Below are 20922 nucleotides of genomic sequence, written 5' to 3' on the forward strand. Positions count from 1 at the left end.
CCCCTCGGTCATGACCGAGGCCATGGACGTGCTCAATCAGCATTTTGCCAATGCTGCCTGATCCCCAGACGGGGTGACGCTGCCCGGCCGTCACCAATGTTTGCAACAGAGCCCCTTACATCACTTACCTGTATCAATTCTGCAACATAGATACCCTCAAGCGCGCAGACGCGAAAGATTCTGTTTGTCAGTCTAGTGCCGACGCGGCCATTGTTGCTTCAGGCGATGCGAGCAAACGACACCGCCACATTTGCAGGGCTGATCATCAAGCGTTCCGGCGCGCCGAGCTCAATCGGCGGTCGGGAACGGGAACATGGGGAAGGACGCCTGAGAGCCACTCATCAAGGGAGCATCAGATGATCAGACATACCACGTCAGCTGGCGCGATCGCGTTCGCGCTGCTTGCTGCCGGTACCGCGCACGCGGCGGAGCCTGTCGCGACGACAACTGCGGCGACAACGACCCTGCCGCAAGCGGAGGCGGCGCAGGACGCGTCGGCATCGGCCGGCACTGCCGCCTCCGCGGATCCCAGCGACGACATCGTCGTGCTCGGTACGCGACGCACCGATCGCACGCTGGCCAACTCGCCATCACCGGTCGACGTCATCAGCGCGGCCGAACTGACGACACAGCCGTCGGCGAACATGATCGACCAGCTGAAGAACATCGTGCCCTCGTTCTACGCCGGGCAGAACTCGATCTCCGACGCGTCCACCTTCGTGCGCTCGCCGTCGCTGCGCGGGTTGGCGGGCGATCAGGTGCTCGTCATGCTGAACGGCAAGCGCTACAATCGCGCGGCGCTGGTGCAGGTCTACGGCGGCAGCGATACCGGGCTCGGGCGCGGTGCGCAGGGTCCGGACATCTCCGCCATCCCCTCGCTCGCGATCGGCAGCCTGCAGGTGCTGCGCGAAGGTGCCACCGCGCAATATGGCTCTGACGCGATCGCCGGCGTGCTGAACTACGGTCTGCGCGAAGATCAGGGGATCGAGATCGTCGGCCGGGCGGGCCAGTACTACGCGGGTGACGGCGAGAGCTACCAGATCGCCGGCAACGCCGGCCTCAAAGGCACTTGGGGCTTCATCAGCGCAACCGCCGAATACGTCGACGAGGGCCAGACCAGCCGCGGTGTCACGCGACCGTCGGCGGCCAATTTCGCGCAGAACTTCCCCGCGCTCGCGTCGCAACTGCCGAACTTTCCCGGACCGGTGCAGATCTGGGGCAATTCGCCCATGCACGGGTTCAAATCGGTGGTGAACGCCGCGATCAACGTCACCGACAACAGCAAGCTCTACGCGTTCGGCAATTACGCCGAGAGTAAGGGCAACCAGAGCTTCAACTACCGCGCTCCCGTATCGAGCACCGCGGTCGACACCAATGGCGTGGTGCGCAACCAGGGCGCGAACGGCGCCTTCAACAACACCTTCTTCCTGACGCCGTGTCCAACCGGCAACGCTACTTGCCCTGCAGGCGGCTTCGTGCGCGACACCAACACCTTCCGTTTCGCCAACCTCTATCCGGCAGGCTTCACGCCGCGCTTCGTCGGCAAGTCGCAAGAGATCTACGGCGTAGTCGGCTACAAGGGGACGAGCGGCGACTTCAGCTACGACTTGTCGGGCACCTGGGCGCGAAACAAGCTGGCGCTGTCGATGTACAGCTCGGCCAACTTCTCCTTCGGTCCCGCGACCCAGACCAGTTTCGACTTCGGCGATCTGATCCAGAAGGAAGTGAACGCCAACGCCGACTTCACCTATGCCGCTGACCTCGGGCTCGCAGCGCCACTGACGATCTCGTTCGGTGGTGAATTCCGCAAGGAAACCTACGAGCAGACTGCCGGAGACGAGCAATCCTATGCCGCCGGTCCTTACGCGGTCGCGCAGCGGCTCTACACGCAGACCGCGCCCGGCGTGTACGCCTTCTCCGGCACGACCGCCGCGCAGGGTGTCGGTGCGAGCGGCTATGCCGGCACCAGCCCGCAGACAGCGGGCAAGTTCAGCCAGAAAGCCTATGGCCTGTACGTCGGGCTCGAGACCGATCTGACCGAAGCGCTGACGGTCGGTGCAGCCGGCCGCTACGAGCATTATAACACCTTCGGCGACGCCTGGGTCGGTAAGGTCAACGCGCTCTACAAATTCGCTGACGCCTTCTCTGTCCGCGGCAGCATCGGCACCGGCTTCCACGCGCCTTCGCCCGGTCAATCCAACGTCTCGATTGTGACGACCTCGTTCAACAACGGCGTCGCATTCCAGAGCGGCACCTACCCGACCAACACCGCAGTGGCGCAATATTACGGCGCGAGCGATCTGACGCCGGAGAAGTCGACCAACTACGGCGCTGGCTTCATCCTGGAACCGGTCGCCAACATGACGATCACGGTTGACGGCTATCAGATCGATCTGCGCAACCGCATCGGCCTCACCTCGCCGTTCATCGTCACCGCGGCCGATCTCGCCGCGCAGCCCGCTCTGCTCCCAGTCGGCGTCGGCGGGCAGGTGCAATATTTCACCAACGGGTTCAAGACGCGCACCCGCGGCATCGATGTCGTCGGCACCTGGCGCACGACGCTGAGCGAAGCACTGCTCAACTTTTCGATCGCGTACAATTACAATGATACCAAGGTCGTCGACTACAACACGCGGATCATCAGCGCGGCGCAGCTGATCGATGCCGAGAATTTAGCACCCAAGCACCGTGTGGTATTCAATGGCAATTGGTCGCTCGACAACCTGAGCTTCAACGTGCGCGAGAACTATTATAGCTCGTTCACCAGTGCGCAGGATTACGGTCAGACCAACGGCGTGCCTAATCAGCGTTTCGGCGGCAAGTTCACCACCGACCTCGAGCTGAGCTATACCTTTGCCGACCATTTCACGCTGGCAGTCGGTGCGCAGAATTTCACCGACGAACGGCCCGATCGGCTCGCTCCGACCGCGACCGTGCAGATCTATCCGCTAACCGGCGGGACCTCTGATGGTCAGGTATACCCGCGAAATGGCGGCCCCTTCGGATTCAACGGCGGCTTCTACTATACGCGTCTGCGCGTGAAGTACTGACAAGCAGCGGTGAGGCGGATCGGTCCGTCTCACCGCTTCTCATGGGACAAGACGTGAAGCTTACTCCACGCACCGCCACGATCGACGATCTGGACGCCCTCAAGATCACGATCCGCCGCGCCATCGACCAGCTGCAATCAGGTTTTCTGACACCTGATCAGATCCGTGCCAGCCATCAGGTAATGGGTTTGGACACGCAACTGCTGCGGGATGGTACCTACTTCATGCTGCTCGACGGGGACACGATCGCGGGCTGTGGCGGGTGGAGTTACCGCAAGACGCTGTTCGGAGGAGACGCGAGCATCGTGGCCCGAGAGCCCGAACGCCTCGATCCGGCGATCGATGCGGCGCGGATCCGTGCGATGTACACTGACCCTGGCTATGTTCGGCGCGGCCTCGGCCGCATGATCTTAGACTTGTGCGAGAGCGCCGCGCGCACCGCCGGTTTCGTTCGCTCAGAGATGATGGCTACGCTGGCGGGGGAGCCGCTCTACACGGCGTGCGGATACCGGCGACTGGAGGCGCCGATCGCTGCAGCAGCAGCAGATGGCGTGTCGGTACCGCTAGTCCGGATGGGCAAGTCACTGCAGTGATGTCGCAAAATAGCGACATACGAGACGCTCGGAACTCAGGACTTTGGCGACACGACCCCAGTCCCATAACCCCGTCGCCAGGTGTCCATTTCGAGAAAGCGCAATCGGGAACAGGTTTTGGGAAATGGTGCCGCCCGAGAGGTGAAGTGCCCTCCCTCACCTTCTGTGATCCTGGCTGGGGTTCGCAATCGGGAACGGCACGGGGGCCTCCCGCTCGCCGCATTAGATGGTCAGGGCGGGTTGCTTGGTGGCCGATACCGCGCTGCCTGAAGACGCTGCCATGATGAGCAGAATAGCGAACCATTGAAGTGGCGTCAGCACCTCCCCCAGAACGACAAAGCCGGCCAGCGCCGCAACAGCTGGTGCAGCGCTGAGCAGAATGCCGAAGACGTGGGACGGCAACCGGCGCATCGCCTCCATTTCCAGCGAGTAGGGCAAGGCGCTCGACAGGATCGCCACGGCGAAACCGACAGCTAGGACCAACGGTGCCAGTAAGGCAGAGCCTGCCGTTGCCGCGCCAATCGGCACGGAAATGGCGGCTGCGACTATCATTCCCCAAGCGACCGCATCCCCACCGAGTGCGCCGGAAACGCGCTTCCCATAAACAATGTAGAGCGCCCAGCAGGTCGCCGCGCCGCCTGCAAAAACCAATCCAATCGGATCGAGCGCCGCGCCCGAGCGAAGCGGCAACAGCAGCACAAGGCCGATCACCGCCGCGACGAACCAGACAATGTCTCGCCGCGATCGTGACCCGCAGAGCACCACCATCAGCGGTCCAAGCACCTCGATTCCGGTCGCGATGCCAATGGGGAGGCGAGCGAAGGCCTGATAGATCAGCAGGTTCATCGACCCGAGCATCGCCCCATAGGCAATGAGCGCCGACAGCATGGCGCGAGAGGGCCGCCTCCGCCACGGTCGCCGCAGTGCAAAAAGCAGCAACGCCGCCAGAGCGATGCGCAGGCCTGTGGTGCCGTAAGCGCCGACCAGCGGGAACAGGTGCTTGGCAAAGGCAGCGCCAACATTCTGCGCGACCAAGGACACCAAGACGGCGCTTGCGCCGATCATTGGGGCAGACGGACGATTGGAGGTGGCGGGTGCTGCATCAATCATCTTGTGGGTTATAGTCTCATTTGGGTGAGGCGAGCGCTTAACTTCGGCTTACCGCACGAGACATCCACTCACGGGGGGCTTGATGAGCGAGACAAATTATCGGACTAATCCACTCGACCGCTTCGATCGGGCGATCCTCGACATCCTTCGGCGTGACAATCGCACGCCTCAAAGAACGATTGCCGAGCGGGTGAACCTCTCGCCGGCCGCAGTGCAGCGGCGCATCGCCGCAATGGAAGCTAATGGCACGATCATCGCTAACGTGGCGATTGTTTCGCCGACGCTTGAAGGACCTCGGATCGCCATCGTGGTCGAAGTTCATCTCGTAAATGATCGCTCCGAGCTGGTCGAACCAATCAAGGCGCTGTTCCGCCAGACCGTCGAAGTACAGCAATGCTATTACGTCACTGGCAATGGCGGGTTCGTCCTGATTGTCAGCGTGCCGGACATGGCGAGCTATGAAGTGCTCGCACGTTCCTTATTCGCCGACAACGATGCGGTATCGACCTACCGGACGCTTGTCGTCCTTGATGCGGTAAAGGCACCTGCCGCTCCATGAACCGCGACCGGCCTAAGCTGAGCCTGAGCTTTCCCAATTAGCCATCCCATGCGAGACGGGATCGCTACGCGTTGGGGTGTCATTCCGCCCCCAACCGGACCCAGCCACCAGCGGCGCATTTTTCAACAGCCCCGGTCGTTTTTCTGATTACTTTGTAGCGTGCCACAAGCCTGATGGACGCCTTTCCCGGAACGGCCTCCTCACAGGTCATTTTGGTTGCGGCAACTCGTCGGCAAGTTTTGGGGCTGCCGCTATATACTCATGCGTGGGCGGGCCTTAATAGCGCGCCGCTTCCTCGCCTATCGAGAAAGCGGCGCCAGTCTCCGCCTGTTTAATCTTTCAACGACGGCTCAATTTGGAGCGTCAGCAGTAGCAGGTAACACCGACCGTCACGTTGTTCGGTGCCCAAGCCGTCAGCGGGGTGAAATACATGTTAGTGACAGGGCCGGGCGTCGGATTTCCCCCGTCACGTCCGTGAACCTGTCCGAGCGCAATCGACCCGGTGAAGACCGGGCCACCACTATCGCCTTCAAGGCTCTGCCGCGGATAGGTCGAGTTACTGTTCATTCTATAGAAGGCACCGTAACTATCCGTATAGGTGTATGGGTCGGTGTAACCGCATGTCTGACCTGTCGATCGGCCATACTTGCAAATATACTGCCCTTGCGCGACACCTTGCGCTCCAGTGACGGTAACGACCCCAGCACCGTTATAGAACTTCGGAACAACCAGATAGTTGTTTCCGCCGGAGAATGTGTGCCACTGGCTATCCACGCCGTTTGACACCCATTCTTGGCGAAATGCGAGTGAAACCCCGGTGGTTTCATCCCTGCCATTATTCTCGCAGTGGCCTGCGGTCGTCACGCCATAGAGCGAGCCGTTGGTTTGTTTGACGTTAAAGCCTCGCGTACATTCATTGATGTCGCCGTTAGAGAACGTGCCGCGATAGTTCTGGCCGCCCGGAACCTCCGTTGCCGTGAGAGCAATGCCGTCGAATTGCTCTATCTGCGTTCCAGGCGCCGCACGAAATCGTCCGCCAACAATCGCCGCGAGGGCGGAAGTGGGATCTTTCACCAATAATTTGATTTGCCCCGTTCGCGCATTGGTGGCGATCGTAGCGTTTGAGCCGAGCGATGAGAGATATCCCCGCGCCTGCGCCCCTATCTCAGACTCTGATACTGGTGCAGTGCGAACATCGAGAACGCTGGCGAGTTCACCTTTGCCGGCGAACTGACGTGCGGCGTTACCGATCGCTTCGAGGTCCGCAGCTACACCATAGATAGCAACACGGAAGTCGGATCCCGTAGTCGCTTCGGCCCCAGCGAAGCCTTTGGGAAAACGTGCCGAGAGCGCGGGCGCCAGACGCCCCAACTCTCCCATGATCCGCAAACGTCGCGACGCCTCTGCAACAGTAAGGCCCTCCGTCTTCGAGAGCTGTTTGGCAGTCGCATCGTCAGGATCGTTGAACGGTTCGTCAAACGTTGCAAGTCGAATGGTTTTCGTGTTCGATACGGCATGCGCTGCCGAAATCGCGACCGAGGCGAGGACGCAGGCTGCGCCAAGCCGAAAAGCACGCTTCTTCATCACCCTTCTCCTTCAACATAGCTACTGGTTACGTACGGACCTCCACATGCTTGGAGCTGCTGATATGCCTCTGGATCGCCTTGCAGGAACTCGATCGACCCATCACCGCCGCGGATCGTAACCTGCATTCCACTTTTGAAGAGGCGGCCATCGGGTGCCTTCACTGCCTTCGCGGTGCTGTCCCACACATGACCATGAGGCCAGATCAGCGTCCGCTTTGATCCAGAAACCATAAGGTAGGTACAGTTGCCGCGGTACGACAGCCGGCCATTTAAATGTTCCGGGATCACGATATCGGTAGGTGGAGATGCCGCTACGTACGGCGCTACAGCTGAGCATGCAGAAAGTTGAATGCAGCCGGTAAATACAAACAATCCCTTGAGAGCCACGGATCGTATGATAAAGCGAAACGGCATCTCTTATCGCTCCACCTGAGCGATATCACGCGAGACGACTCTGCTAAACGATACCCTCACCGGGTCGTTTGAAATAATGCTGTATGTTGGACTTTTGTCTGGCGTCAAGCCGCTTGCGCGCAAAGCTTTGTTGACTGGTTCGCCAGCGATCCGATTTAACACTTGCGGCAAGTTTGAGCTGCTAAGGCCCGAAAGCTCACCCTTGATTTCGCATCCGGCTGATCGACAATCTACGGAAATTTGCGTGGGAGCGCCAGCCGAGGCAAATACTTCTCTGATCTTGCCTTCGGTACCCGGTGCCCATGCGAGATCGCGGCTTTGGCTGTGAAGGGAACGCCGGACCCGTTCCGGATCGCCTGAAATATCGAATGCGCTACTCTTCTCCTCTGTGGTATCGGCCACGCGTGAGGAGATAGCGCTGGGGGTCAGGGAAGGCAATGCAGAGGAGCCGGTGACCACCTGGACCTCGCCGCGCTTATCGCTATAGGATCCAGATTGACGAAGAACCAGGGAACTGACAACGCCAAGCGCCGCCAAGGCAATAGCCAAAACGCCTAGTAGCCGAGGTGACTTGCGCCTTTCCATCACCGCAGGCTCCGATTAGCTTTGATATTAATTCCAGGCTTTAACATGCGATGTGTACAGCACGTTTGCTTCAAATTGATGTCACAGCAGTTGAAGATCGCTGAAAAAGGCCTTGGTGGAGGTTGACCCGATTTGGTTTACACCAAGCTCGCCGAGCTCCGAAAGCTGCTGCATGGTGGCCTCGACCCGGTGCGGACCCGTGAACTCACCGACGAGATGAGGGCGGCAGGGTTGCCGCTGTGATGGCGCCAAACCGGCATCCTGCGTCAGCGTATCAGCATTGTGCGTCCGTCTCACCGATCGTGCGCTGCGTCTCACGCAATGTGCGTCGAGCAACGCCATCCGTCTCAACTAATCTGCGCCGAAAACTCCCCTCTATTGCGCGTTTGGTCGAGCATCATTGCAGGCCGCTATAGATAGCGTTCTGCCAGCGTGCCTCCGAGGGAAAGGGCGTCATCCCATAGCCGGCTGGCATTGCCGGAAGAGACGGCAGGAGTATCGGTATAGCTGAAATGGTCGCGAATGGGCACGCGTCGGAGTTCACGCAGAACGTCTTCCCGGTCGCATCCGGCGAAGCAGGTCACTAGAATTCCGCGATTGCCCTGGCGGATCGACAGGCTTGGGGTGCTGTCGGAATGCGCCGGGCAAAGGCACATGGCGGTTCTGCCGTGCCATGTGCCGCCAAGTGCGCCAACAAGATCGATGAGTTGCTGCGAAGGTCGTTCGGCTGTGAGGGCCATGATCGGCTCCTTTCACAACCTCGGCCCCCCTCCCCTTCTCCACGAACACCGTTTTAGTGGTTATCGGAGAAGCAAGACGGAACAGATCGCGCGATGGGTCGTGCGAGACGCGACTCTTTTCATGTCTCGAAAGCAGTTGTTGGAGCGAATAGTCCCGGCTCGAGCCGAATCGCCGTGGACTGAGAGGTTCCATCTCTGACGCTGTGCCCGCCAATCATCTTTGAGATGATTCGCGTTGCTGTGAATGCCCGTTGTCTGAGCTTCAAAGTCGGACAAGACTTGAGGATAAGTCCTCAAGCGGCGCGTGCTGGCGAGTGACTCATCTTGATTTTCGTCCGGGTTTATAGGCGAAATGATACACACGCGGATGGTCCGGGACTCGGGGGCAATAAGAGGGCTTGTCCCTGCGCACGCCGGGTCAGGTCACCCTATTTGACTAACCACCCTGCATTTGGCATATCTGTCCGGGATTAGGGGCCATTATGCGGTGCTTTTCACGAACCGTGGCCGGTTTGGGTTCAAAAAGGGGACATGCCCATGCTGTCGGGTCAGATTCTCGATGCGATGATTACCTCGTGCGAGAATGCCAAGACCGTGCTGCGACAGGCGGCCATTGATCCATCCGATCGCAAAACGCTGAACATTTCAATGGGGGCGACAGTCGCCGCTGAATTGCTCGGCCGAACGCCGGAAGCGCTTTCCAAGGCTGAGGCGCGCGGACGCTTGCCCGCCCCCAAGACGGCCACCAACGGACGCCGATTCTACACGGTCGAAGATTTGATCGCCATTCGCGAGAAGCTCGGCATCAAGATGGGTAAATTGCCCTCCGAGCGCGCGGTCGTCATCGCCGTGCAGAACTTCAAGGGCGGCGTCAGCAAATCGACGACGGGCAAGCATCTTGCAGATTACCTTGCGCTGCGGGGATATCGCGTTCTTGTTGTCGATTGCGATCCCCAGGCGTCGATGAGTGTTATGTTCGACGTCAATCTAGAGGCATTGGTGGACGAGACGCACACGCTCTCGAACTTCCTCTCCCCCAGAATCGACGAAGCCGATTCGCTGCGAAAGACGATCCAAAAGACCGCGTGGCCGAATATCGATATCTGCCCCGCCAACCTGGGCCTCCAGGACACCGAGTGGGAACTGACAGCAACCATCGAGGAGGGCCCTACCGCCATTGCCGGCGCGTTCCGCATGCTGAGAATTGGCCTGGAAGAGGTCCGGCACGACTATGACGTCGTTATCCTCGATCCTCCCCCTGCCATGGGCTTTTTGGGCGTGAACACGTTGACGGCCGCGGACGGCTTGCTGATCCCCGTGCCGGCTCGGCAACTCGATTATCTTTCGACAATCCACTTCATGCAGACCTGTCGCGAAGCGATGGACCTCGTCTCGAAGTTCGACACTTCGATCGACTACGGGTTCATTCGCGTCGTCTGCACCATGTTCCAGCCCAACAGGACCAACGAGGCTCAAATGCTTCAGGTCATGGAGAAGACCTACGCTGGCCAGATGCTGTCGACGCCGATACTCCTGTCGGAAGAGATCAAGAATGCCGGGTTGTCGATGTCGTCGATCTACGAAATCAACAAACCATATGGGTCGCACCAGACGTACACGCGGTGCCGTGACAACCTCAACATGGTGTTTCGCGAGATCGAAAAGGATATTTGCAAGCAGTGGCCGTCGCGTATGGCGCAGGTCGGCACCGACAGACTGACGGAGGCGGCATGAGCAGCGCAGGGGGCCGGCGTCGCAGCCTACTGGCGAATGCCATCGAAAGCATCGGCACGACCCCTGCCCCCACGTCCGTGGCCGAAGTCGCGGATGCCGAGGCGCTGGTCGATCGCGATAAGCCGGTCGACGAACCTTCGACGCCCTCATTCCTGGAGCGGCGTGGTATTGCGTTCGATGAAATCGCCCGCACGGTCAAACGTCCGACTATCCGTCTGAAGCCCTCGGAATGCTCCATCTGGCCGGGCAATGCTCGCGATCATGCGGCGCTGAGCCACGAACGCTGTGCCTCGCTCATTGATTCCATCCGCGAGGAGGGGACGAACCGCGAGCCGGTTGTGGTGCGGCGGACGCCGAACGCCGAGACCCCCTACGAGTTGATCGTCGGCACCCGCCGGCATTTCTCGGTTTCCTGGCTGAATGCCAACAACCATAGCGAAATCGAGCTCGTAGCGCGTATCGAGACGCTCGATGACGAGGCCGCTTTCCGGCTCGCCGATTTGGAAAATCGAGAGCGCGAGGACGTCACCGATTTGGAGCGTGCGCGCAATTACAGGCACGCTGTCGACGCATATTACAACGGGGTTCGCACGCAGATGGCCGATCGCTTGGCCATCGCCAAGCAGAACCTCCACAACCTCCTCCAGCTCGCGGAGTTGCCGGACGAGGTCGTGGCAGCGTTCGCCGAGCCCGGAGACCTCAAGGTCCGACACGGCATGCGGCTCTCGCCCCTGCTGAAGAACGAACAGCACCGCGACGCGATCATCGCCGCAGCTATAGCCCTCGGTGCCGAGCAACAGGCGCTGAAGGACGCTGGAAGCGACAAGATTGAGGGTATCAAGGTCTGTGAGCGCCTGGCCGCAGCCGCAGTGGCTCCCGCGGCGTCGAAGAAGCCTGTACCCCGTGCCAAGCCGGCCCTCACCGCCGCCTCGGGTCGCGAGATCGGACAGGTTCTTGCTGATACACGGGCCAAGGGAATTACGATCAACATCAACCCCAAGGGCACAGCGTCGGTCGACGAGATCCTCGAAGCGCTCCGCCCTGCCCTTGAGAGTGCGAAGTTCAGTCGAAATTGAGTAAAATCTAGTTTAACGCTTTATTTTCAATTAGTTGGCTCCCGGTAAAATGCGTTTTACCGATGCCACGGGACACGAGATGCAACAGGATCACCGCGAAGACGGTCAAGTAGACCTCTTTCTCCCTCAGCTGACTGCGCTTCCTCTTCGGGATCAGCGCGAAACGATGGAGCGGCCCTTTTTCTCGCTGTCGAAGCGCAAGCGACTCAAGCCGATCGACTATGTCAGTCCGGATCGTAAGATCACCGTCCATGTCTCCGCTAATTCGGAATATGGTCTGGCGACTATCTACGACCTCGACATACTGATTTACTGCGCGTCAGTTTTGATCGAGCACAAGCGGCGAGGTGCCAACGACATCCCGCAGACGCTCCACGTCGTCCCATACGACATGCTGAAGACTCTGAAGCGCGAGGTTGGTGGACGCGCTTACGATCTTCTGGGCAATGCCCTCGACAGGCTCCAATCGACCACGGTGAAGACGAACATCCGCTCAGGAGATGCCGTCGAGACCACCTTCTCCTGGATCGACAGTCACAGCCAGCTTAAGGATCGGTCCGGAAACGTGCGGGGAATGAGAATTACCCTCGCGAAATGGTTCTACGACGGGGTGTTGATGGACGGCGGCGTGCTCGCCATCGATCCGGCTTATTTCTCGCTCACAGGCGGGCGCGAACGCTGGCTCTATCGGGTCGCGCGCAAACATGCGGGTGGGGCCGGAAGCGACGGTTTCGCCATCTCGATGCCAACGCTCTTCGAGAAATCCGGCGCGGAAGGCGATTATCGGCGCTTCAAGTTCGAGATGACCAAGATCGCTCGGGAGAACGATCTGCCAGGCTACTCCCTGGACATCGAACAGCGTGACGATGCCGAACCGCTGCTGCGCATGACCAGGCGCGATCGCGAGCCGTCCGAGGAGGGCAAGCCCTCCCCTGCCCTCGCCCAAGCCTCGCCTGCGGCCGTCAAGGAAAAGGCGCCCGAGGAACCGGCTATCTCCTTCCCCTCGAGCGGGCATATCTCGCATTCGGCATTCGGTGCGATCGCCCGCGCCAACCTGCCCAGCCCCCAACGCGACCACGGTCTCGTTGGAGACGATTTCCGGAACTTCCTCCGGCAGCGCGAGATAGCGTTCGACGCGAAGAACATCACACAGATATTCGCGACCTTTTGCGCGAAGCAGCGTCCGGTCAACTGATCGACGCCGTAGGCGCAATCCGCCAAAACGGTCTTTCAGGAACAGGGTCGAGAATGGCTCGCGCGCGCACGTCAACTTATCCGTGTGGACCGTTCCCGAAGTAGCGAGCCGGGCCCCGGACCCGTCTGTATGGCGCCCCATCAAATGTGCGTGGGCTGCGAAGATCCAACCACGCGCGATCCTTTGCCAGCCTTCTTCTCGGATGAGCTTTGCCGGGCACAGCTGCGCCAGCGGGAGGATCGCCCGTTCCACCTCTCCAGGCAGCCGTCACGGTACTTAGAGAACGGCGCTTATAGGGTGGGATTTGTGATCAGATTGCCCGGATCTGATAGCTGAATCACTGACCGGCTGACGCCGGTAGGATCAAGCGGTGGGGCTGAAGCCGTCCTTGTGGGTATGTCGGTCGAGGTAACGCATGATGATGTCATCGGTGATGTTGCCGGATGTGGTCGAGAAGTAGCCGCGCTGCCAGAAGCGTTGGCCCCAATATCGTTTGCGGATGTGCTCGAATTCCTGTTGGATCTTGCGGGATGAGCGCCCCTTGGCCCGGCGCACGAAGTCGCTGACCGAGACGTGCGGCGGGATTTCGACGAACATGTGTACGTGGTCCTTCGACAGCGCGCCGTTGATGATCTTCACGCCCATCTCGGCACAGACCTGACGGATGATCTCGCGCACCCGTAGCCGAACATCGCCGATCAGCACCTTGTACCGATACTTCGGCGCCCAAACGAGATGGTAGCGATGATGGAATGTGGTGTGACAACCGGACCGATACGCCATAGCCTGTAACCTCGGGAAAAGCGGAAGCTTCACGCCTTCGGCGGCTTCCGCTTTTCCCGAGGTTACAGGCTAGCACGCGAGTCTGTGGCTGAAGCCAGTATCCGACTGAAGTCGGAGGGGTTCCTCCTTGCTAGAGGACTCTAAAGGTCAAACTGTCGACGCTCCAAAGAGGCTGGGGAGGGGAGGGGGAGTCATCCTCGCTGCTTCGATGCCGTTCCTGAAATACCGTGAATGCTTCGACTGCAAACGCCTCCGGGAGCGCTAGACATCCACAATCGGCGCCCATCGCCTGGCCAAGCCCCGTTCTCAATGTACCGTCGAGATCACTGGCCGGCTCCCGAGAAACCTCGAAACTTCGCGGTCCAGGCAGCCGAGCGGGATGCGCTCAAGGCAACAAAACGTCGAGATCATCGCCGTTTTAGGTCAGTTCCGCAGGGTCCCGTTCCTAAAAGACCGTCAATGATTCGCCCAAGGACTCGGGAGGGCCGCGGAAATGCCGCTCGACTCCTCCGAACACAGGGCGGCCTCGCCTGACGCCTATAGTTCGACAACGAGCGCTGCCGGGTGTAACATGCCTGAAAGGCACGGAAAACAGCCACTTTGCGGACGAGTAAAACGCGTTTTACTCCCTTGGAGACGTCCTGTGGCCCGCGCCGTGCCCACGGTATTTCAGGAACGGGGCACGGTACATGAGGAACCGAATCACGGTTCAATGGGAACGCCCCGCAGGGTATTTCAGGAACGGCCAAACGGTATAATGGGAACGGCGCTGAACTCCCGACTCGCGCTGAATCGGCGAGTCGCGAAAGATCCATCCACAGCTTAACTTTTTATCCTATTCTCTAAAGAGATTAACACGCCTGCGGCGCTCCCTTCTTTTGAAGAATTGATTGGAAAGAAGGGGAAGGGACGATCGCCGCGCACTAAGCACGTCGTCCACCCAAAAAGCTCCGTCGCGTGCGTCGCCTCACACACCCGACCGCAGATCGACGTCGATTATCGCGGCGCCTAGACTCCTTGCAAGCCAGCCATCGCGGAGCACCTCACTACGCTCAGGTCGCCGAGGGCACCGTGACAGGAGCCATTTTCCAAGACCCGAACGAAGTCCGACCTGCACTGAGCGCCGCCAGCAGCCCGCACAGCGTGTTTCCGCTCTCGGCTATCCCCACGGCAAGCAAAGCGCCCAGAAGGCCGCTGTGGGGCCTTCCTGCCAAGCCTGATCACGAGAAGCATGCCGTTGTGGGTCAGAGAACCCGTGGACTGGACATTGCAGCTACCGCCTTCAACTATCGATAGACGATAGCCGCCGACTGCAGAGCTCGTGTTTCACCACTGGGACAAGGGGAACGAGACCGCGCTCGCCGGCAAATCAGTTCTTGCTGCATCCAGCGCTATGAATTGCGAACAGGGGAGGGGAGGCAGCTACCCCTTTGGTGAAAGGTTTGCCGGCGCACCTCGGTAGAGAGGCCCCGGCCAGCCGACGACATTCCAATCGTTCGACAGAAGGATGCTCCGGTTGATAGACCGGTTCATCAGACCGGGCGGCAAGCGAAAGATCCTCCTGCGGACTGTCGTTCACAAACTCTCGGCGCGATGCTGGAGAAGCTTGTCGATGTTCTCCATCTCGCGATCGAAGGCATCGAAGACCTCCGACAGCTCGCGGCTCGCTGGCGGGGGAGGGACCACGTTGCGCGGCCGTCCACGCTTGGGCGCTGCAAAGCCAAACTCGATGGCAAGGTCCGTGCTCAGGAACACGCGCCAGGTCCGCCGCTGGGTGATCTCCACGAGCAAGCCGCAGTCGACGGCACGGCCCAGCAGTTTGCTCGCGCCGGCAACGCTCATGCTGAGCAGCTCCGCCAGCGACTGAGGCGAGAGCAGTGGCCGGTGATGGAGGAGGGCCGCGAGCCCCGGGAGGTGGCCAGGTCGATATTCCGCGACGATCGCATGCTGGGCCGCGCGATGGAGCTTTTCCAGCTCGTGCAACCGTGCGAGGTTTGCGGTGGCGCTTGCCTCAAGGCTGCGCATGGCCGCATACCAGTCCTCGTCTCCGACAGTTCGCTTCAGCCTAAACGCCTTCACGCCGCCCACGAGGCAGGGCAGGGGAGTGGTCACCATCCCCTTGTCGCGCAGAGCGAAGGGCAGCGAGAGCCAGGGCAGGGCGGTGCTGTCGAGACGCGCATGCTGGCGGACCCGATCGAGCGCGCGGATCAGCGGCGAATGGTCCGCGGCTATCTCGATCTCGCCGATCGCGGTCGGGAGCGCGTCGCGCCAGGCGAGGGGGTCGGGATCGCGCAGCGCCGCTTCCCAGGCGGGAAAGCGATCGAACAGGTCGAGGTTGGTCGACCGCAGCGGCCGGCCGGGGATTTGCAGCCCGCAGCCCCAGGAAAATACGTCAATTTCGTCGATCTCGGCCGATTGCAGTTGCAGGGCCCGGGTGTAGCCACTCCAGGCGGCGCGGCGTGCCCAGGCCGATGCCACCGAACTAACGCAAAACCGGGCATCGAGACGCGTAATGGCGGCCGTGCAGGAGGCGATCGCGGAGACCATCTTCGCGCTGTAGGCGGGGCCGTAGCGGCTGTTCGAGAGAGGCGCGTCCACGCCGTCTTTTAACCCAGAGCTGCTCTCAGTCAAATTGGCTCGTATGCGTAGTCGTGATAATGGGAGATTATCACGACCCTATTATTATGAGAAGGACCGGGCTATGTCTCGCCGTCATGGCGAAAACGGCCCTCACCCGCAGGCAAAGCACGCCGCCCGCCGGCGCCGACGACGTCGTGGGCGAGGTCCGCGCGCTGGCTATCGACAAGGCGGCGGTCGATCCGCAGGTCATCGCGGCCGCGGCGCGGGCCTGGTCGCCGAACACGATCCGCGCGTTCCTTTCCGACATGAAGCTCTGGGATGCTTGGTGCCGGCGCACCCGAGTGCGGGCAGGGGAGGCGACCGCCGAGACCGTCGCGGCCTATGTCCGCGCGCTGTCGGGTCAGGATCATGATGAGGCGACGCGGGCGACGCCGCAGAGGGCGGCCGCGACGATCGCGCGCTATCTCGTCAATATCGGCTGGGCCTATCGCATGGCGGGGCTGGACGATCCGACCGCAGCCCCGCTCGTGCAGCTCGAGCACAAGGCGGCGCGCAAGCTTCTCGGCACCCGCCAGACGCAGGCGCGGGGTATCCGCTACAAGGGCGATGTCAGCGATCTCGACGCGCCGGCGAGCGGCGTGAGCCTCGCGGTCCTCCTCAAGGCCACGCGCCGCGATCTCCTGGGCGCGCGCGATCGCGCGCTACTGCAGGTCAACTATGATACCGGCTGCCGGCGCTCCGAACTCGCGGCGATGCGTATCGAGCATATCGACGGGCCCGACGTCGACGGGGCAGGGGTGGTCGAGATCGGCCGCAGCAAGACCGATCAGGAAGGGCAGGGGGCTCTCGCCTATCTCTCGCCCGCGACCATGCGCGCGATCGCTGAATGGTGCGACAAGGCCGGGATTGCGCGCGGGGCCCTGTTCCGGCGCGTCGAAACCTGGTTCGATGGCTCGATCCGCGGTGTGGGAGAGGAGGCGCTCAACCCCGGCACGATCACGCTCATCTACAAGCGGTTGATCCGCCAGGCATTCGACAAGAAACTGCTGGGGGCGATGAGCGAGGCCGAGCTCGAGCGCTGGGTCGCGGCCGTGTCGAGCCATTCGATCCGGGTTGGCGTGGCGCAAGACAATTTTGCGGCAGGAGAGAGCCTGCCCGCCATCATGCAGGCCTATCGCTGGCGCGATCCCAAGACGGTCATGCGCTATGGCGCGAAGCTGGCGGCCAAGAGCGGAGCGAGTGCGCGTCTCGCGAAGCGTTTCGGCGGTGAATGACAGGTTTTAGCTGTCCGCGTTTGGACAGTCGCAAACCGATGACCTGGCGCGGTTGGGCAGTGAGCGACACCGACATGCCTCAACGACCGAAGAAGCGAGCTCGCCGTCGGGCCGGCCCTAGCGCGCACCGATGGGGGCGAAGCCGCCGACCGGCGGGAACGCCTGTGCGCACTGCGACGTTCTTCTCGTCAGCGCGAGCATGCGTGACTGAACCTCTCCGGCTCGAAACCAAATCCCAAAGTGGAGGGCGGCATGGCCCGCATGTCGAGCGATTTCTTCGTCCAGCGCCTCAAGGATTGGGGCGTGAGCCGAATCTACGGCTATTCTGGCGATGGCATCAATGGCGTGCTGGGGGCGCTCCAGCGCGCCGAGAAGGAAGGCTCGGGCATCGAGTTCATCCAGGTCCGCCACGAGGAGATGGCGGCCTTCATGGCGACGGCGCATGCGAAATTCACCGGCGAGCTCGGCGTCTGCCTGTCGACCGGCGGTCCGGGCGCGACCCACCTGATCACCGGGCTCTATGACGCCAAGCTCGACCATGTCCCGGTCCTCGCGATCGCGGGCCAGGCCGAGAGCACCGTGCGCGGTGCAAGCTATCAGCAGGAGCTCAATCTCGACCGACTGTTTGCCGACGTCGCCGCCTATGTGCAGGAGGCGAGCGCGCCGGCGCAGGTCCGCCATGTGACCGATCGCGCGATCCGGATCGCGGTCGCGGGCAACGCGGTCTCAACCATCGTGCTGCCCAAGGACATACAGGATACGAAATATGAGGAGCCGGGCCAGGCGCACGTCTTCACCCGCTCGGGCACCGGCTATGCACATCCGATCGTCGTCCCGCAGCCCGCCGATCTCGCGCGCGCGGCGGAGGTACTGAATGCAGGCGCCAAGGTCGCTATCCTGATTGGGGCGGGAGCCCGCGGCGCGTCGGCCGTGGTGACCGAGGTCGCCGACCTGCTTGGCGCCGGCGTCGCCAAAGCGTTGCTCGGCAAGGATGTCCTGCCTGATCGAGCAGATCGAGGTGATGCGCCTCTGGCGCTCCCCGCGCCAGGTTGTCGCCGAGGAGATCGAAGACGCCGGCTTGCGACAAGTGCTGGACAGCCTTGCCATCGCTATCGAGAAGCAAGAGTCTCAAAAAAATGGTCAACCGCTCCTAGATTCATATGATCTGAGAACGAATGGAGTTGGCCTAGTCGGCCAACGCCCTAACGCCTGACGGCGAGTACAGTCCCAACCGACCGGACCGCACAAACCACAAACGGCAAGACCAAGCGGCAAGGTTGGACGCGCCGCTTCGCGTCGCGATGCTCCCGAGGGGAGCAAGCGTTTACCGTTGCGCTGAAATTGCCGCCTTTGTGCCCGGTGCAGCCGTTTTTCGTGCGTCATCGCGACCGTAGCGCCATGCTGAGCACCAACTTGCGATTGAAAACGCAGCCCACCTGGTAACTAATGCGCGATTCAGCGGTTAATGGACCGTCAGCATCTTGCTGCTAGGTGGTCGGCATGCCCCAAGCGACACTTCAGGCCTGGCTTTCACTCTATGCCGCGGTCGGCGTCATGGTGGCGCTGTGCGCTGTCCTCGCGATGATAAAGACCGCCTACGATTATCGTCTGGGAACTAGGAAACTCCCAACTGCGACCGTCCTCGATAAGGTACTCGTTGCACCCCGGTTGTGGATACGTTGGCAGATCAACTATCTGCTCGGCGCGCCGGCGATCCTCGGAATTGCGATCTATTACGCGCACTACCTCGGGTTCGATACTCTTGTAGATGTGTAAGCGAGTAACTGGACCCCCCTGCCCCGGAATTCCTGTCGACCCACTGCCAAACCGGCGGTCTGAATCGATGCTGTCCTGAACGATCCGGTGCTCCACCCTCGAGTGATCGCTGCGACATAGTCCATCGTCTCGCGAAACGGCGGAATACGGCGCATCGATCGAACGCGTCCTGGACCTGCATTGTACGCGGCCAAGGCTAGATCGACCCGCTTGAACTCATCCAGATGCGCGCGGAGGTATCTGGCCCCTCCCCTCAGGTTCGACAACGGATCTCTCGAATTGAAAACCCCAAGTCCACGCGCTGTACCGGGCATCAATTGGGTAAGGCCAACGGCGCCCTTCGGTGATACGATCAATGGGTCATAGCGGCTTTCCTGGGCCACCAGTGCATCGAAAAGCCCGACTGGCACACCAGCTTCGCACGCCACGGCCTGGATCAAGGGGTAATATTGAGCCCGCCGAGCTTCGAGCCAGCCTGGAAAATCGCCGCGTGGACGGTAGGGTGTGATTGAGCAAGCCTGTGGGGTGTAGAGATAACTTGCCATATCGGACATCGCTGCCCGGCCAGCTCCCCCCGAAACCTGGCCAGTCTGCATCCAAAGGGGCACCGATATATGCGACGTGCTTATTGCCTCCTCTTGGGGTTCCATTACGGGGCTGCCGAATGATCTGAAGTCATTGCCTAAAACGGCTTCCATGCTTGGTACTGGCGGCGTTCCGTCTGTTGGCATACCCCGCATTCTCGGGCCCACATCGATGACGGCTTCAACTGCCTGCCCATCAAATGTCATTACCTCGGCCTGCTTAGCTGCCGATGTTTGCGCCCATAGCAGTGCCATAACACTACCCACTACGCATAAGCTCGAGTTCGATCGCGTGTTCATCGATCATTGAACATCATGTTTCGATCAACCGCACAACGTGGAAAAAAATTCCACTATCTCCCAGTGCTTGATCCAGACTAGGTCAGGCAAACCCCCGTGGGTAGCAGCTAGCTCACAGATATCTGCTGGTTGGGTATCAGCTAGCTATCACATAGGTAGCGGTTGCCAAACTGCTAGAGAGCGGCTAGCTATCCAGTTGTTCGAACTATCACAGGATCGGTCATGGCTGCTGTCGTAGCATTCGTCTCACAAAAAGGCGGTGTAGGAAAAAGCACCTTGGCAAGAGCCCTTGCTCGCGAGGCGGCGGCAGGCGAACTGCGGGTTAAAATCGCCGATCTCGATACTCAACAGGGCACTTCGGTCGATTGGCACCGAGCACGCCTTGGCATCTCCATCGAGCCGATTGTGTCGGTTGAGGCATTCAAAACCGCGTCTCAGGCCCTGGCCGCTGCAGACGGCTTCGATCTGCTTATCATCGACGGCCCCGCTCGGACCAGCAAAGCTACACTTGAAATTGCACGGTCATCGTCACTCGTGGTTCAACCCACCGGCGCATCCTTGGACGATCCCAGGCCTGCCGTCCGCGAATACCATGCCCTTGTTAAGGAGGGTATCCCGACTGGACGGCTCGTTTTTGCGCTCAACCGCATTGGAACTTCGGCTGAAGAAAATGACGCGCGGGCGTATTTGACCGAAGCTGGGTATAATGTCCTCGACGGTTCGATCGTGGAACGACCAGCATACCGGCAAGCGCAGAACCAAGGCCTGTCAATTACCGAAACCAAATTCTCCGGCCTTAACCAGCGTGCTGATACTCTGATCCAATCCCTAATCGACAAAGTAGCGGGGTGAATGATGGCCGATATCTCGAAGCTAAAGAAGGCTACTCGATTGGGTTCACCCCCACCAATCAGTGAGGCGAGCCAGAATTTGGATGCACCCGAAGTAGCCCCCGCCCCTCCGGCTGCACCGCTGATAACCGC

General features: G+C 60.7%; 17 protein-coding genes and 1 pseudogene. 10 read left to right on the forward strand and 8 right to left on the reverse strand.

What is annotated here, in order from left to right; genetic code table 11:
* The first annotated feature begins 356 nt into the window (after positions 1–356).
* On the forward strand, positions 357–3050 hold the full coding sequence (locus FFS35_RS15275; RefSeq protein WP_007406879.1) for a TonB-dependent receptor: 2694 nt from the start codon (positions 357–359) through the stop codon (positions 3048–3050).
* Between the two features lie 53 nt (positions 3051–3103).
* Positions 3104–3643: a GNAT family N-acetyltransferase gene (locus FFS35_RS15280; protein WP_007406889.1), complete on the forward strand. Its 540-nt coding sequence runs from the start codon at positions 3104–3106 to the stop codon at positions 3641–3643.
* A 222-nt stretch (positions 3644–3865) separates the two neighbouring features.
* On the opposite strand, the gene FFS35_RS15285 is transcribed toward FFS35_RS15280, so the two are convergent.
* Positions 3866–4684, reverse strand: coding sequence for an EamA family transporter (locus tag FFS35_RS15285; RefSeq protein ID WP_245535648.1), 819 nt, complete (start codon positions 4682–4684; stop codon positions 3866–3868).
* Positions 4685–4835: 151 nt separating this feature from the next.
* On the opposite strand from FFS35_RS15285, the gene FFS35_RS15290 reads away from it, so the two are divergent.
* On the forward strand, positions 4836–5312 hold the full coding sequence (locus tag FFS35_RS15290; protein WP_010408833.1) for an Lrp/AsnC family transcriptional regulator: 477 nt from the start codon (positions 4836–4838) through the stop codon (positions 5310–5312).
* 363 nt (positions 5313–5675) lie between these two features.
* Here FFS35_RS15290 and FFS35_RS15295 read toward each other — a convergent pair whose 3' ends face one another.
* The 4 genes and pseudogenes from FFS35_RS15295 to FFS35_RS15315 form a co-directional block, all read right to left on the reverse strand.
* Positions 5676–6896: a S1 family peptidase gene (locus FFS35_RS15295; protein ID WP_137787966.1), complete on the reverse strand. Its 1221-nt coding sequence runs from the start codon at positions 6894–6896 to the stop codon at positions 5676–5678.
* Complete coding sequence (locus FFS35_RS15300) at positions 6896–7312, reverse strand: hypothetical protein (protein ID WP_125962616.1); 417 nt, start codon at positions 7310–7312, stop codon at positions 6896–6898. Before FFS35_RS15300 ends, FFS35_RS15295 begins: the two co-directional genes overlap by 1 nt.
* A gap of 3 nt (positions 7313–7315) precedes the next feature.
* Positions 7316–7897, reverse strand: a complete 582-nt coding sequence (locus FFS35_RS15305; RefSeq protein WP_137787967.1) for a hypothetical protein — start codon at positions 7895–7897, stop codon at positions 7316–7318.
* A 413-nt stretch (positions 7898–8310) separates the two neighbouring features.
* A pseudogene (locus tag FFS35_RS15315) lies at positions 8311–8637 on the reverse strand (virulence-associated protein E); the annotation flags it as partial.
* A gap of 537 nt (positions 8638–9174) precedes the next feature.
* On the opposite strand from FFS35_RS15315, the gene FFS35_RS15320 reads away from it, so the two are divergent.
* The 3 genes from FFS35_RS15320 to FFS35_RS15330 all read left to right on the forward strand — a co-directional run bounded on the left by FFS35_RS15320 (position 9175) and on the right by FFS35_RS15330 (position 12642).
* Positions 9175–10371: an AAA family ATPase gene (locus FFS35_RS15320; RefSeq protein ID WP_029623213.1), complete on the forward strand. Its 1197-nt coding sequence runs from the start codon at positions 9175–9177 to the stop codon at positions 10369–10371.
* Positions 10368–11447 carry a ParB/RepB/Spo0J family partition protein gene (locus FFS35_RS15325; protein ID WP_010408848.1) on the forward strand — a complete coding sequence of 360 codons (1080 nt, stop codon included), beginning with the start codon at positions 10368–10370 and terminating at the stop codon, positions 11445–11447. Before FFS35_RS15320 ends, FFS35_RS15325 begins: the two co-directional genes overlap by 4 nt.
* Positions 11448–11526: 79 nt before the next feature.
* The gene (locus FFS35_RS15330; protein WP_029623214.1) at positions 11527–12642 is read left to right on the forward strand and encodes a replication initiator protein A; all 1116 of its coding nucleotides are present in this window, start codon (positions 11527–11529) and stop codon (positions 12640–12642) included.
* Positions 12643–13005: 363 nt separating this feature from the next.
* Here the strand turns inward: FFS35_RS15330 and tnpA are convergent, their stop codons facing one another.
* Both tnpA and FFS35_RS15340 read right to left on the reverse strand, forming a co-directional pair.
* On the reverse strand, positions 13006–13425 hold the full coding sequence (gene tnpA / locus FFS35_RS15335) for an IS200/IS605 family transposase (protein ID WP_010408862.1): 420 nt from the start codon (positions 13423–13425) through the stop codon (positions 13006–13008).
* A 1575-nt stretch (positions 13426–15000) separates the two neighbouring features.
* Positions 15001–16023: a hypothetical protein gene (locus FFS35_RS15340; RefSeq protein WP_205499236.1), complete on the reverse strand. Its 1023-nt coding sequence runs from the start codon at positions 16021–16023 to the stop codon at positions 15001–15003.
* A gap of 116 nt (positions 16024–16139) precedes the next feature.
* Here FFS35_RS15340 and FFS35_RS15345 point away from each other — a divergent pair, with 116 nt between their 5' ends.
* From FFS35_RS15345 to FFS35_RS15360, 3 genes are all read left to right on the forward strand, one after another.
* Positions 16140–17279: a tyrosine-type recombinase/integrase gene (locus FFS35_RS15345; RefSeq protein WP_010408866.1), complete on the forward strand. Its 1140-nt coding sequence runs from the start codon at positions 16140–16142 to the stop codon at positions 17277–17279.
* A 252-nt stretch (positions 17280–17531) separates the two neighbouring features.
* Positions 17532–18443, forward strand: a complete 912-nt coding sequence (locus tag FFS35_RS15350) for a thiamine pyrophosphate-binding protein (protein WP_231902858.1) — start codon at positions 17532–17534, stop codon at positions 18441–18443.
* A gap of 336 nt (positions 18444–18779) precedes the next feature.
* The gene (locus FFS35_RS15360; protein WP_010408871.1) at positions 18780–19055 is read left to right on the forward strand and encodes a hypothetical protein; all 276 of its coding nucleotides are present in this window, start codon (positions 18780–18782) and stop codon (positions 19053–19055) included.
* On the opposite strand, the gene FFS35_RS20580 is transcribed toward FFS35_RS15360, so the two are convergent.
* Positions 19022–19939 (reverse strand): lytic transglycosylase domain-containing protein, encoded by a 918-nt coding sequence (locus tag FFS35_RS20580; protein ID WP_171007652.1) that lies wholly within the window; start codon positions 19937–19939, stop codon positions 19022–19024. The two genes, FFS35_RS15360 and FFS35_RS20580, sit on opposite strands and share 34 nt — an antisense overlap.
* A gap of 222 nt (positions 19940–20161) precedes the next feature.
* On the opposite strand from FFS35_RS20580, the gene FFS35_RS15370 reads away from it, so the two are divergent.
* Positions 20162–20791 (forward strand): ParA family protein, encoded by a 630-nt coding sequence (locus FFS35_RS15370; RefSeq protein ID WP_082824894.1) that lies wholly within the window; start codon positions 20162–20164, stop codon positions 20789–20791.
* Positions 20792–20922: the final 131 nt, after the last annotated feature.

The organism is Sphingomonas sp. 3P27F8, from assembly GCF_005502745.1.
Lineage (GTDB): Bacteria > Pseudomonadota > Alphaproteobacteria > Sphingomonadales > Sphingomonadaceae > Sphingomonas.